This window comes from Flavobacterium sp. MMS24-S5 (assembly GCF_050320125.1).
Lineage (GTDB): Bacteria > Bacteroidota > Bacteroidia > Flavobacteriales > Flavobacteriaceae > Flavobacterium > Flavobacterium tyrosinilyticum.
On the sequence record NZ_CP190016.1, the window covers coordinates 1,780,604 to 1,793,124 of the forward strand.

Here is a 12,521-nt window from a genome sequence, read left to right on the forward strand (position 1 = left end):
TTTTATTTTTTTTGACTTCTAAAAAAACGAGTTTCAAAGATAGTAGTATTTCCTACATTATCAACTACCTCAATTTTTAAAACGTTTTCTCCTTCTGCCAAATACTGATCATCAAAAGTATGAGTAATTCTTCTGGCTTTATTCTCATATTCAAACAAAACCCAACTTCCGTTTAAATATCCATTGTAAGACTTAATTCCCGACAAAGCATCGCCTATTGTAAAGTCAATTTTCTTTTGATCGCTAATCCATTTTCCTTCAACTGGTTTTGCAATTTTTATCACTGGCCCAATTGTATCCAAAACCAAACCATATGCACCTAATATTTTTGCCTTGGCAGTAAAAACGTCTCCTTTTCTAATGGTTCCATTATAACTTGTTCCTTTGCCAATATACAGCTTGTCTCGCAATGATTCTGGATAAGTATCGTCTTTTATCGTAATTGTAAAATTAGAATGCACCGGAACCGTATCGTCATGAATAAAAACTTTGTTATTTCTAACATCAAAATTCATATTAAAATCATCATAGAAAGTTCCTGCTGGAAAGAAAACCGACATATTATCTTTCTCAAAGTTGGCATCTCTGTTATACTTAATAAAATATTTTCCGTTAACTGGCTCCGCTTCTACAAGTGGCGTCGCGGTATCAAACTCAATTGGAATGGTCACCGAATTCATGTTTCCAAAATAATCTGAGACTTCGATTTTGTAATTTGAAGTTAAATTAGGTTCTGCTTTTACAATACCACGAAGAGAATCTGTTTTTATAATGCTTAAAGCAAAAGGCGTTTTCATAAAAAGCTTTTGCACGCGCTGTCCAGATTTTTTATAACGAGAATAATCTATCAGAGCATTGATGTAACGCATTTCATCAAAAGAATAGGTATTAAATTGATAATTATAATTCTGATTTCCGTTTAAAAAAGTCGAAACATTAAAAACGCCATTTTTGTTATGCGAGACATCATCGGTATCTACCGCATTAATTCCGAAACCTATTTTTCCATTAGCTTTTACTTTAGAAGCTAAATAAGTTCCATCTTTTTGAAGCACCATATTAACCAACAAAGGCTGTTTTGAAAGATTTACTGTACCATTATCCAAAGGATAGGCATATAAACTTGACAAAGTAGGCTTTTTGGTATCTTTTAAATTTTGGTCAAAGCCAAAGAATATCGGATTGATGACAAACTCCGTTTTAGTATCTCTTATTTCAAAATGAAGATGCGGACCTTCAGAGGAACCTGTATTTCCAGAAAGGCCAATTATGTCTCCTTTTGCAACCGGAAGTTCATCTGGTTTTGGAAACATTTCAATTTCATACGCCTTTTCTTTATAATGTGTTTTTGTTACATAATCTAAAATGGCACCCGTTGGCGTTTGCAAATGCCCATAAACAGAAGTATAACCATTTGGATGCGTGATGTAAATACATTTTCCGTTTCCAAAAGTTGAAATTTTGATTCTCGAAACATATCCATCGGCAATAGCATGCACAGTTAATCCTTCTCTCTGATTGGTTTTCAAATCAAAACCAGCATGAAAATGATTAGGCCTTAACTCTCCAAAATTGCCAGAAAGCTGCATCGGAATATCTAATGGAGGACGAAAATAGTCTTTAGGATATTGCGTTTGAGCAAATATAAAATTACAAATCAAAAGGGTAAAGGCAGAAAATCTCATAAGCAACATTTTTGCTAAGATAAAGAAAAATAGACTAATAAAAGCAAGAAAAAACCTATAATTTCACAATTAATTGAATTACATATATTTATCTATTTTAATGTAAAAAAATCGATAAAAAATTGCATTAATAAAAAGGAATATTAACTTTGTAGGATTAAGTAATGAATAGGATGTATAATGAGTGTAATTGCAGAAATAATTGATACTCTTGAATATAAAGCCCAAAAGCTTTTTGAGAAATCAAAAGGTTTGGAGCAAAACAATCAAGTATTACGATTAGAATTAGCCAAAGCTGCGCAAATTATCCAGAAACAATCTGAGGAAATGGAAGCTTTGAAAAAGCAAAATGAAACACTTAAAATAGCCAATTCGTTACTTGGCAGCGACAATAACAAGAGAGAGACAAAGCTTAAAATAAATTCATTAATTCGCGAAATTGATTACTGTATAGCACAACTATCAGATTAATAATATGGACGGAAAGCTTAGAATTAAAATATCAATTGCAGACCGCGTTTATCCGCTTACGGTTGAACCTAGTCAGGAAGAAGGGCTTAGAAGTGCTTCTAAAAAAATTGATGCTATGATAAAGCAGTTCGAAGAAAATTACGCGGTTCGTGACAAACAAGATGTTCTAGCCATGTGTGCATTACAATTTGCATCGCAAGTAGAACAAAAACAAATTGACAACGCAATCGATGGAGAAGAGACTATCGAAAGAATTAAAAGATTAAATTCGCTTTTAGATCAATATCTCGAAAAATAAACGTTCTTTACAGAAACTAAGATACTGCCTACATTAGTTCACAATTGGTAAACTCAACACTAACAATTTAGAATGAGCAAATCGTCGCTACTATAGTATGCCCTCCATTTGGCTGGGAAACTTGAACAGTGAGTTAGCTCAAAACTTGTCTTTACGAGTTTATACAAGCAATTAATGTAGGCTTTTTTTATATATAAACCCTAACAAACATGGACATCATAACGATCATCATTGGTATTGTAGGTATTGCAGCAGGATTTGCAATAGCTAAAATTATCGAGAAAAGTAATATTTCAAACCTAATTAAAAACGCTAAAAAGAAGCAGCTTCAATATTAAAAGACGCTAATTTAGAAGCCGAAAATATCAAAAAAGATAAAATTCTTCAAGCAAAAGAACGTTTTATCGAATTGAAATCAGAACACGAACAAGTTATTTTAGCAAGAGACAAAAAAGTTGCTGAAGTAGAAAAACGTGTACGCGATAAAGAATCTCAAGTTTCTAACGAACTTTCTAAAGCTAAAAAAGTTAACGACGACTTTGAGGCTAAAACTGCCGAATACAATAATAAAATTGAGGTTTTAGACAAAAAACAAGCTGAAGTTGACAAACTTCATAAAAGTCAATTACAGCAATTAGAAGTAATTTCTGGTCTTTCTGCTGAAGAAGCAAAAGAACAATTGGTAGAAGGTTTAAAAGCTGAAGCTAAAACGAAAGCAATGTCTCATATTCAAGAAACTATTGAAGAGGCAAAATTGACTGCACAGCAAGAAGCTAAAAAAATTATCATCAACACTATTCAAAGAGTTGGAACTGAAGAAGCGGTAGAAAACTGTGTTTCTGTTTTCAACATTGAATCTGACGATGTAAAAGGACGTATTATTGGTCGTGAAGGACGTAACATTAGAGCTCTTGAAGCTGCAACTGGAGTTGAAATCATTGTTGATGATACACCAGAAGCTATCATTCTTTCTTGTTTTGATCCTGTTCGTAGAGAAATTGCTCGTTTGTCTTTACATAAATTGGTAACTGATGGACGTATTCACCCAGCACGTATCGAAGAAGTTGTAGCTAAAACAGCCAAACAAATTGATGACGAAATTATTGAAGTTGGAAAACGTACCGTAATCGACTTAGGAATTCACGGTTTACACCCAGAATTAATTAAAGTGGTGGGTAGAATGAAATACCGTTCTTCTTACGGACAAAACTTATTACAACACTCGAGAGAGGTTTCTAAACTTTGTGGTATCATGGCTGCAGAATTAGGATTAAACGTAAAACTAGCTAAAAGAGCTGGTTTATTACACGATATCGGAAAAGTGCCAGATACAGAAAGTGATTTACCACACGCACTTTTAGGTATGCAGTGGGCTGAGAAATACGGCGAGAAAGAAGAAGTATGCAACGCGATTGGAGCGCACCACGATGAGATTGAAATGAAATCTTTGTTATCTCCAATTATTCAAGTTTGTGATGCTATTTCTGGAGCTAGACCAGGTGCAAGACGTCAGGTTTTAGATTCTTACATTCAGCGTCTTAAAGATCTTGAAGATGTAGCTTACGGATTCAGCGGAGTTAAAAATGCTTATGCAATTCAAGCTGGTAGAGAACTTCGTGTAATTGTAGAAAGTGAAAAAGTTTCTGATGACAATGCAGCAAACTTATCTTTCGAGATTTCACAAAAAATCCAAACTGAAATGACTTATCCTGGACAAGTAAAAGTTACAGTTATTAGAGAAACAAGAGCTGTAAATATTGCTAAATAATCTTAGGAACATATATAAAAATAAAGGCTGTCAATTGACAGCCTTTATTTTTTATCCCTATTTAAGTTTTACATATCATTAAAAACGATTTTAAAACTGGTACCTACTCCTACTTCACTTTCTACTTCAACCGTTCCTTTCATAGCCTCAATTTGATTTCTTGTAATATACAATCCGATACCACGAGCTTCTTCGTGTTTATGAAAGGTTTTATACATACCGAATATTAAATCGCCGTAAACCTTCAAATCGATTCCGAGACCATTATCTGAAATCTTAAGCGATTTAAAACCTTCTGGCTCTATTGCAAAATCAAAAGTAATTATCGGATCACGATCAGGATGCGCATATTTAATTGCATTTGTTGTAAAATTCAGCAAAACACTTTCCATATACGCCGGATTAAAATTAATCGTAAGATACTTCGGAACGTTGTTTATAATCGTTACTTTTCGCTGTTTATCATAACCTTTAATAGTCGAAATTGTCTTCTCGATATACTCACAAAGCTTTAACGGAACGACTGCAATATTAATATTGCTTTGCGTTTTTACAATTTGGGTAAGATTTGAAATAGTCTCATTGAGATCGTTAGAAACGGCTCGCAAATATTCCAGCATTTCAGCTACAGTTTGCTTACTAACATCAGCATCGATAAGATCTAAAATCGATTTTATGTTCCCGGCCTGTGTATTTAAATTGTGCGAAACAATATGCGAAAAATTCAATAAACGACTGTTTTGATCACTATACAATTTCATCGTTTTTAAAAGTTCCAGCTCTTTTTCTTTTTGCGCCGATACATCTGTATGGGTTCCAATTACACGTAAAGGCTTTCCATTTTCATCCCGTTTAATCACTTTTCCCCGATCCAAAATCCATTTGTAATTTCCACTGGAAGTCATTACACGATGATAATTTTCGTAAAACGGAATCTTATTATCAAAATGCTCATGAATGTCGGAATAATATTTTGGAAGATCATCAGGATGAACGATTTTATCCCAACGTTCTGGATCATCAAAAATATCGGTAGATTCCAGTTCTAAAATTTTAAGAGACAGAGATGAATAAAAAACACTATTGGTAACCATATCCCAGTCCCAAATTCCAACCGTAGAAGCATCAAGAGCAAATTGAAAACGTTCTTCAGAAATCTTAAGTTTCTCTTCTTTATCTTTCAGTTCCGTAATGTCTGAAACATGTCCATAGAAAATTACATTTCCATTTGAAGAAGATTCTGTTTTAGAGGAAACCCTAAACCAGCGCATTCCTTTTTTTGGAAGAACAGCTCTAAACTCAATTTCCCAAGGTTTTATTTCTTTTCTAGCTTTGACTAAAGACTGAAAAAAAAGCTCACGATCCTGTGGTAGAATTCGATCGTAAACTATAAACTTTATATCATTATTAAAATCCACTGCTGAAAGTTCAAATATTTCATCGGCCGATTTACTTACAAGTGGAAAGGTGTAATTGTTATCAGCATCAATAACAAACTGAAAAAGCAGGTCGGGCATTTCGGCCAACAATTTTTTATAAAAATTATTTACCTCCAAGCAATCGTCATTTCCATATAAATCAAAAACCATATACTACTTTTTTATGTAAATAAGATATTGAGAACTTATGCGAGAGAAACAAAACATCACATTTTACTGTATTTAACTCACTTTAACGCAAATTTTTAACACAATATATAAATTTTCAAAACAAAAAACGCACAATGCAATAAAAAATTATTTTCTCGGATGAAAACTATGCATAACCTCTTTTAAAAAACTGCGATCCAGATGAACATAAATTTCTGTTGTTGTAATAGATTCATGCCCTAACATTAATTGAATTGATCTCAAATCTGCACCATTTTCAAGCAGATGCGTAGCAAAAGAATGGCGTAAGGTATGCGGACTTATATTCTTCTTCAACCCCATTTTTTGTGCAAGATCTTTAATGATAGTAAAAACCATCGCGCGTGTTAACTGATTTCCTCTTCGATTCAAAAATAAAGTGTCTTCTGCTCCTTTTTTAATATTGAGATTACAACGAATTGCATTTCTATAAATATCAATATATTTCTGAGTTAGTGATCCTATCGGAACAAACCTTTCCTTGTTTCCTTTACCCGTAATTTTAATAAAGCCTTCATCAAAAAATAGATCTGATATTTTTAGCGAGATCAACTCAGAAACACGAAGTCCGCAGCCATAAAGAGTTTCCAACATGGCGCGATTTCGCTCGCCTTCGTTGGTGCTTAAATCGATGTTTCCAATCAAAGCGTCAATTTCCTGAAGCGATAAAGTATCGGGTAATTTACGGCCTGTTTTTGGGGCTTCAATTAATTCTAAAGGATTATCATTTCGATAATCTTCAAAAACCAGATAATTGAAGAAACTTTTGAGACCAGAAATTATCCTTGCCTGCGATCTCGGATTTACTTCTTTAGCGACCGAATAAATAAATTGCTGTAATGTTTCATCCGAAATTTTTATTGGCGAAACATCTATTTGATTCGTTTCTAAAAAAAGGCACAAACGTTCGATATCGAAGCCGTAGTTTTCAATCGTATTTTTAGACAAACCTCTCTCAATCCTCAAATACGACTGATAATCTTTTATGTATCTGCTCCAATTCATATTTACAAAGTAAGTAATTTTTTGGCATAAAAAAACCTTCCGTTATTGGGAAGGTTTTTAAAACATTTTAAAATTCAGATTAGAATTTATAAGCTAAAGAAAGCTGTAAGTTGCTATTTTTTGCGCTATCATAATATTCTTCTGAATCATCAATATCCCTATCAGAAATAGGAGACAAACCGATAGTATAACGAAGTCCCACAGAGAAGTTATCAGTGAAGCTATATCCGGCTCCTAAATTAAAACCAAAATCTGTTGATCTTGTATAATCCTTAAAGTCTTCACCATCTGCCTTAGCTGATACTAAAATACCTAGTTGAGGCCCCGCTTCTACATTAAATTTTTTATCTACAATGTAGTATTTTGCTAGCACAGGAATGTTTATATAGTTTAATTTGATATCTCCATCACTTCCAAAAGGTCCATCAAATTTAGCTCCTTGTGTAGAGAATAAAAGCTCTGGCTGAATATAAAACTTTTCAACTATGTGAATCTCAGCTAAACCTCCAACGTGAAATCCAACTAATGTTTTATTATCGTCTATATCTCCACCAACGATATTTGAAAGATTAAGACCTCCTTTTATTCCAAATCTTGTTTCCTGAGCATTTGAGAATGCAAAAGCCATAATTGCAATGGCAGATAAAATAATTTTTTTCATTCTAATTTGTTTTGGGTTAAATTAATTACATCAAATATAAAAATATTCTTCATAAATCTATATTAGGTTTTTAACAAATAAAATAGTAAATATTAGAGTAATTGTTAATTTTGAATTAAGCCAATTTAAAAATTAGAATTTCCATAATACAAAAAGCCTCTTCATTTTAGCGAAGAGGCTTTTAAAAAACACTTGATTAACTAAATACTTAGAAGTGTAAAGCGAAACCAACGTTGAATTGGAATGCACTCTTATAATAGTCGTCATTTAGAGACACATTGTAACGAATTCCAGGCTCAACTGAAACATTTTTCCCTACAAACCACGCATATCCTCCTTGTAAGCCTAAATAAGATGGGTTTTCATCAGCTCCTTTGTAGCTAACGCCATTATAAGAAACTTCTAATGGAAATTTGTTAGCTAAATAATATTTAGCGCCAACTTTATAAGCAAAAGTACTTGAATCATTTCCTGCGTCTCCATATCCTAAACCAACTTTCACTGCTAGATTATCAGCTACAAAATAACCACCTTCAGCTCCAACATTCCAAGCGGTATTACCATCTGATGACCATAAACCAAAAGATGTGCTTCCTACACTGTTACCAAAACCAGTATTAGCTTCAATTAACCATTTTCCTTTTGCTGTTTGTTCTTGAGCATTTGCCCATCCGAAAGTCATTACTGCAATAGCAGCTAAAACAATTTTTTTCATAATTTTTAAAATACTATTTAATTAATATTCGACAAAACTAAGATTAGACTTACAAAAAACACTCCACTATAAGTTTAAAAAGTATTAGAATAAGACAAAAATAAAATCAAGATATACCAATTGAAAATCAAAGCTTTGAAAGAAGAAAAAAGGTTTTTCTAAATTGAAAAATCAGTTTGAGTGGGAATTTTAGTAATTATTTAATCAAAATTATAATGCAATAAAATGCTAAATATGTAGTTTTGAACTTTAAATAACATTTTAAAATACCAATTTTTAAAAACCTTTTTATGAAGAAAATACTTTTAGTAGCTGTCATGTTTCTTGCAACATCAGCAGCAGTAAACGCACAATTTGTACAAATCGGGGTAAAAGCAGGAGCGAACTTTGCTAACCAAACTGGAGGATCTGATTTTAATGGAATCTCTGTTGATAAAGAAGGTATTACAAGTTACCATGCAGGTCTTGTAGCAGAACTTAAATTATTAGAAAAATTCTCAATTCAGCCAGAGCTTTTATATTCTACTCAAGGAGCTACGTATAAAAACGCTCTTACTGAATTTAAAAACGAAATGGGATATATTGCTATTCCTGTAATGGCAAAAATCTATATGACTAAGTCTCTTAGCTTAGAACTTGGCCCACAAGCATCTTTCCTTGTTAGCAATAAAAAAGAATTTGATGCTGCAAATCCAAAAACATTTGACTTTTCTCTTAACGCAGGTTTAGGATTAAAAGTTGTTGGAGGTCTTTTTGTTCAAGCTCGTTACGGAATTGGTCTTACTGAGATTTCAGAAGAAGCTGATTTTAAAAACTCTGTATTCCAACTTTCTGCTGGATACATGTTCTAAAAAAAAATATATCACATACTTTTACAAAAACCGCTCTATTTATTAGTGCGGTTTTTTTTATTTTTACACAGCTCAATGACAATTGCAAAAATCAATAGCAATGTCAATATCTCAAAACAAAACATACACATATGAAAATCTGCATTATCAACGGAACCAACTTGAATCTTTTAGGAAAAAGAGAACCTGAAGTTTATGGAAGCCAAACCTTTGAAGATTATTTTGAAACGTTGAAACAAAAATTCCCAAACATCGAACTTTCGTATTATCAAAGTAATATTGAAGGCGAACTGATTGGTAAAATTCAAGAATGCGGTTTTAGTTATGATGGAATTATTCTAAATGCAGGCGCATATACGCATACTTCTATTGGTTTGGGAGATGCAATGAAAGCCGTTACAACTCCTGTAATAGAAGTTCATATTTCTAATACTTACGCTAGAGAAAGTTTTAGACATCAGTCTTATCTATCTGGAAATGCCAAAGGTGTTATTCTAGGATTTGGTTTAAAAAGTTACGAATTAGCGATTCAGTCGTTTTTGTAATTTTTTAAACAAATGTCATCCTAAGCAAAGTCGAAAGCTAATAGAAACCCGATGAGGCTTCGGCTTCGCTCAGTCTAACAAACAGCCAGTGGTTTCTTATCGAATTTAACAAATTATTAGTAACCTCATTTTCAACTTCTTTTATTTTTGTGAGAGAAACCACTTTCATGAGAAACTATACTTTACTCGCTTTTTTTTTATTTTCTATTTCTAATTTCGCTCAAATCAAAGGAACTGTAACCGATGAAAAGGGAAATCCGTTGCCATTTGTTTCTATTTTTCAAGAAGGCACCTATCACGGCACCACTTCTAACGAACAAGGAAAATATCAGCTTAATGTAAAAGAAATTGCGGGAAGCACCATAATTTTTCAATATTTAGGCTATAAAACTCAAAAGAAAATTGTTCTCGCAGCAACAACAACAGTCATTTTGGATGTTCAGCTTCAAGAAGAAAGCTTCGCATTAAATGAAGTTGTAATTGATCCTAAAAATAATCCCGCAAATGCAATTATAAAAAGTGCCATTGCCAATAAAAAAGAAAACTCAGATAAAACAGGAAGATATACTGCCGACTTTTATTCGAAAGGAATGCTTAAAGTAAAAGATCTTCCTAAAAAAATTCTAGGCAAAAAAGTAGAATTAGGTAGCGATATGGGGGCTAATTTAGATTCGACAGGAACAGGAATTTTATATCTATCTGAAACAATATCTAAAGTTAGTCTAGAAAAGCCAAACAAGTTTAAAGAAAACATTATAGCTTCTAAAATTTCTGGAAATAACCGCGGTTACAGCTACAATACAGCAGCATTATCCAATTATGATTTTTATGATAATGCCTTAGATTTTGATGTTAAACTCATCTCTCCTATCGCAGACAATGCTTTTAATTACTACAAATACAAATTAGAAAGCACTTTTTACGACGATAACAATCAGCAGATTAATAAAATTAAAGTCATTCCGAAACGCGATAAAGAACCCGTTTTTGAGGGTTACATTTATATTGTAGACGATAGTTTTGCCATTTATGCTATCGATTTAGAGATCAAAGGGTATAGAATGAAAAATGAGTTCACTGAAATAATGAATCTCAAACAGAGTTTCAGTTATAACTCAAAAAATAAAATATGGTTCGAAAAACGCGCAGACACTTTCTTTTAACGCGGGTATTTTTGGCGTGAAGTTTTCTGGGAATTTCAATTATGTTTATTCGAATTATGAATTTCCAGCGTCGTTTGAAAAGAAAACTTTCGGAAATGAACTCGTGGCTTTTGACCTCAATGCGAATAAAAAAGATGATGCTTTCTGGAATGAAATTCGTCCGATTCCGTTAACTATGGAGGAAAGTAATGATTACACAAAAAAAGACAGTCTGCAAACCATTAGAAAATCAAAAAAATACACCGATTCTATAGACGCAAAAAACAATAAATTTAAAGTCTGGGATGTTTTAATGGGTTACGATTATAAAAACACTTTCAAGAAATATTCTTTTGATTATAAAGGTTTACTCAATATTTCTTCTTTAAGTTTTAATACCGTTCAGGGTTTTAATCTGGATTCTGGTTTCTCTTTTAAAAAATGGAATGAGGAAAAAGGAACAAACACTTCAATAAGCACCACTTTTAATTATGGCTTTTCGGATCAACGTTTTCGTGCAATTGGCGAATTCAGCCATCGATTCAACACGATCAATTATGCTACAATTTGGGGTTCTGGAGGAACGAAAACAGCACAATTAAATAGTGCAGAACCTATTTCTAAATTGATCAACTCTATAAGTTCTTTGTTTTTTAAAGACAATTACATGAAGCTGTATAACTTAGAATTTGTTGAAATTAACTACGGTCAAGATATTGCAAATGGTGTAAACCTTACTGGGAAAATTGGCTACGAACAGCGCAAACCACTTTTTAACACCACCGATTATTCGTTCTTTAAAAAAGAGGATCTTTATTCTTCCAATAATCCGTTGGCTCCAGACGATTTTACAACTCCCGCTTTTGATCAGCATCATTTGTTTAAAGCGCTTGTGACAACGAGAATTAACTTTGGCAACAAATACATTTCGAGACCAGACGGAAGATTTAATTTTAAAGATGATAAATATCCGACCATTTATTTAGCATTCGAAAAAGCATTCGAGGCAAGCGAAAAAAAGTACGAATACGAAAGAATAGGCGCATCTGTTCAATATGATTTATCTCTTGGAAATAAAGGTCTTTTAGGAACTAATTTTAGAGGAGGCAAGTTTTTTAATGCAGAAAATATTTCGTTTATCGATTACAGACATTTCAACGGAAACCAAACCCATATTGGAACAAGCGAACGTTATTTGAATGTTTTTAATATGATGCCATACTATTCTAACAGTACAAACGACAGTTATTTTGAAATGCATACCGAATACAATGATACTGGTTTTATTATGAATAAAATTCCGTTATTGAATCTTTTAAAATCGACTATGAATATTGGTTTTCATGCTTTAGCGATTCCAGACAAAAAACCATATTCTGAATTCACTGTTGGTCTAGACAATTTAGGTTTCGGAAAATTTAAATTATTCCGAGTGGATTATGTGCATTCTTATCAAGGAGGGATTCAACAAAATGGTGTTGTGTTTGGGTTGAAGATTTTGAATGCATTAGATTAGAAGATGCTAAGGTTCTGAGATTCTAAGATTCTAAGATTCTGAGATTCTAAGATTCTAAGTTTTTTCCTTTAGCAACCTATTTACTAATTTTTGTCAGGCTAAGCGAAGTCGAAGCCCACGCAAAGATTTTCAATCTTAAAAAAAAATCTGCTTAATTTACAATCTAGTTTCAAGTAGATGGTAAATTAAGCAGATTTTTAAATTAATCTTTGTCAAAGTTTTAAACTTTGACAAAG

11 protein-coding genes and 1 pseudogene are annotated in these 12,521 nt (G+C 32.7%); 7 read left to right on the forward strand and 5 right to left on the reverse strand.

Features of this window, described 5'->3' with window-relative positions:
* Window positions 1-2: 2 nt before the first annotated feature.
* Window positions 3-1,685 carry a M23 family metallopeptidase gene (locus ACPWTF_RS08040; RefSeq protein ID WP_427875077.1) on the reverse strand — a complete coding sequence of 561 codons (1,683 nt, stop codon included), beginning with the start codon at window positions 1,683-1,685 and terminating at the stop codon, window positions 3-5.
* Between the two features lie 180 nt (window positions 1,686-1,865).
* Here ACPWTF_RS08040 and ACPWTF_RS08045 point away from each other — a divergent pair, with 180 nt between their 5' ends.
* The 3 genes and pseudogenes from ACPWTF_RS08045 (at window position 1,866) to rny (ending at window position 4,222) form a co-directional block, all read left to right on the forward strand.
* A complete protein-coding gene (locus tag ACPWTF_RS08045) occupies window positions 1,866-2,156 on the forward strand; it encodes a hypothetical protein (RefSeq protein ID WP_095929500.1) in 291 nt (96 codons plus the stop codon).
* 4 nt (window positions 2,157-2,160) lie between these two features.
* Window positions 2,161-2,454, forward strand: a complete 294-nt coding sequence (locus tag ACPWTF_RS08050; RefSeq protein WP_250837260.1) for a cell division protein ZapA — start codon at window positions 2,161-2,163, stop codon at window positions 2,452-2,454.
* A gap of 209 nt (window positions 2,455-2,663) precedes the next feature.
* Window positions 2,664-4,222 (forward strand): annotated as a pseudogene (gene rny, locus ACPWTF_RS08055) (ribonuclease Y).
* Between the two features lie 68 nt (window positions 4,223-4,290).
* Here the strand turns inward: rny and ACPWTF_RS08060 are convergent.
* The 4 genes from ACPWTF_RS08060 to ACPWTF_RS08075 form a co-directional block, all read right to left on the reverse strand.
* On the reverse strand, window positions 4,291-5,811 hold the full coding sequence (locus ACPWTF_RS08060) for a PAS domain-containing sensor histidine kinase (RefSeq protein WP_427875078.1): 1,521 nt from the start codon (window positions 5,809-5,811) through the stop codon (window positions 4,291-4,293).
* 147 nt (window positions 5,812-5,958) lie between these two features.
* Window positions 5,959-6,855, reverse strand: coding sequence for a site-specific tyrosine recombinase XerD (gene xerD / locus ACPWTF_RS08065; RefSeq protein WP_427875079.1), 897 nt, complete (start codon window positions 6,853-6,855; stop codon window positions 5,959-5,961).
* A 79-nt stretch (window positions 6,856-6,934) separates the two neighbouring features.
* Window positions 6,935-7,516, reverse strand: a complete 582-nt coding sequence (locus tag ACPWTF_RS08070) for a porin family protein (RefSeq protein WP_427875080.1) — start codon at window positions 7,514-7,516, stop codon at window positions 6,935-6,937.
* A 208-nt stretch (window positions 7,517-7,724) separates the two neighbouring features.
* Window positions 7,725-8,231: a hypothetical protein gene (locus tag ACPWTF_RS08075; RefSeq protein ID WP_427875081.1), complete on the reverse strand. Its 507-nt coding sequence runs from the start codon at window positions 8,229-8,231 to the stop codon at window positions 7,725-7,727.
* A gap of 290 nt (window positions 8,232-8,521) precedes the next feature.
* On the opposite strand from ACPWTF_RS08075, the gene ACPWTF_RS08080 reads away from it, so the two are divergent.
* The 4 genes from ACPWTF_RS08080 (at window position 8,522) to ACPWTF_RS08095 (ending at window position 12,285) form a co-directional block, all read left to right on the forward strand.
* Entirely contained in the window at window positions 8,522-9,082 is a 561-nt protein-coding gene (locus ACPWTF_RS08080; RefSeq protein ID WP_427875082.1) for a porin family protein, read from the forward strand.
* A gap of 131 nt (window positions 9,083-9,213) precedes the next feature.
* The gene (aroQ, locus tag ACPWTF_RS08085) at window positions 9,214-9,627 is read left to right on the forward strand and encodes a type II 3-dehydroquinate dehydratase (protein WP_427875083.1); all 414 of its coding nucleotides are present in this window, start codon (window positions 9,214-9,216) and stop codon (window positions 9,625-9,627) included.
* 167 nt (window positions 9,628-9,794) lie between these two features.
* On the forward strand, window positions 9,795-10,790 hold the full coding sequence (locus ACPWTF_RS08090) for a DUF5686 family protein (protein ID WP_427875084.1): 996 nt from the start codon (window positions 9,795-9,797) through the stop codon (window positions 10,788-10,790).
* Window positions 10,791-10,806: 16 nt separating this feature from the next.
* On the forward strand, window positions 10,807-12,285 hold the full coding sequence (locus ACPWTF_RS08095; protein ID WP_427875085.1) for a DUF5686 family protein: 1,479 nt from the start codon (window positions 10,807-10,809) through the stop codon (window positions 12,283-12,285).
* The last annotated feature ends 236 nt before the right edge of the window (window positions 12,286-12,521 follow it).

What these genes read in the sequence shown, in the direction of transcription:
- aroQ (WP_427875083.1), top strand. Translation starts at nt 9,214, where the DNA reads ATGAAAATCTGCATTATCAACGGAACCAACTTGAATCTTTTAGGAAAA.
- ACPWTF_RS08090 (WP_427875084.1), top strand. Translation starts at nt 9,795, where the DNA reads ATGAGAAACTATACTTTACTCGCTTTTTTTTTATTTTCTATTTCTAAT.
- ACPWTF_RS08040 (WP_427875077.1), bottom strand. Translation starts at nt 1,685, where the DNA reads ATGAGATTTTCTGCCTTTACCCTTTTGATTTGTAATTTTATATTTGCT.
- ACPWTF_RS08080 (WP_427875082.1), top strand. Translation starts at nt 8,522, where the DNA reads ATGAAGAAAATACTTTTAGTAGCTGTCATGTTTCTTGCAACATCAGCA.
- ACPWTF_RS08060 (WP_427875078.1), bottom strand. Translation starts at nt 5,811, where the DNA reads ATGGTTTTTGATTTATATGGAAATGACGATTGCTTGGAGGTAAATAAT.
- ACPWTF_RS08050 (WP_250837260.1), top strand. Translation starts at nt 2,161, where the DNA reads ATGGACGGAAAGCTTAGAATTAAAATATCAATTGCAGACCGCGTTTAT.
- ACPWTF_RS08075 (WP_427875081.1), bottom strand. Translation starts at nt 8,231, where the DNA reads ATGAAAAAAATTGTTTTAGCTGCTATTGCAGTAATGACTTTCGGATGG.
- ACPWTF_RS08070 (WP_427875080.1), bottom strand. Translation starts at nt 7,516, where the DNA reads ATGAAAAAAATTATTTTATCTGCCATTGCAATTATGGCTTTTGCATTC.
- xerD (WP_427875079.1), bottom strand. Translation starts at nt 6,855, where the DNA reads ATGAATTGGAGCAGATACATAAAAGATTATCAGTCGTATTTGAGGATT.
- ACPWTF_RS08045 (WP_095929500.1), top strand. Translation starts at nt 1,866, where the DNA reads ATGAGTGTAATTGCAGAAATAATTGATACTCTTGAATATAAAGCCCAA.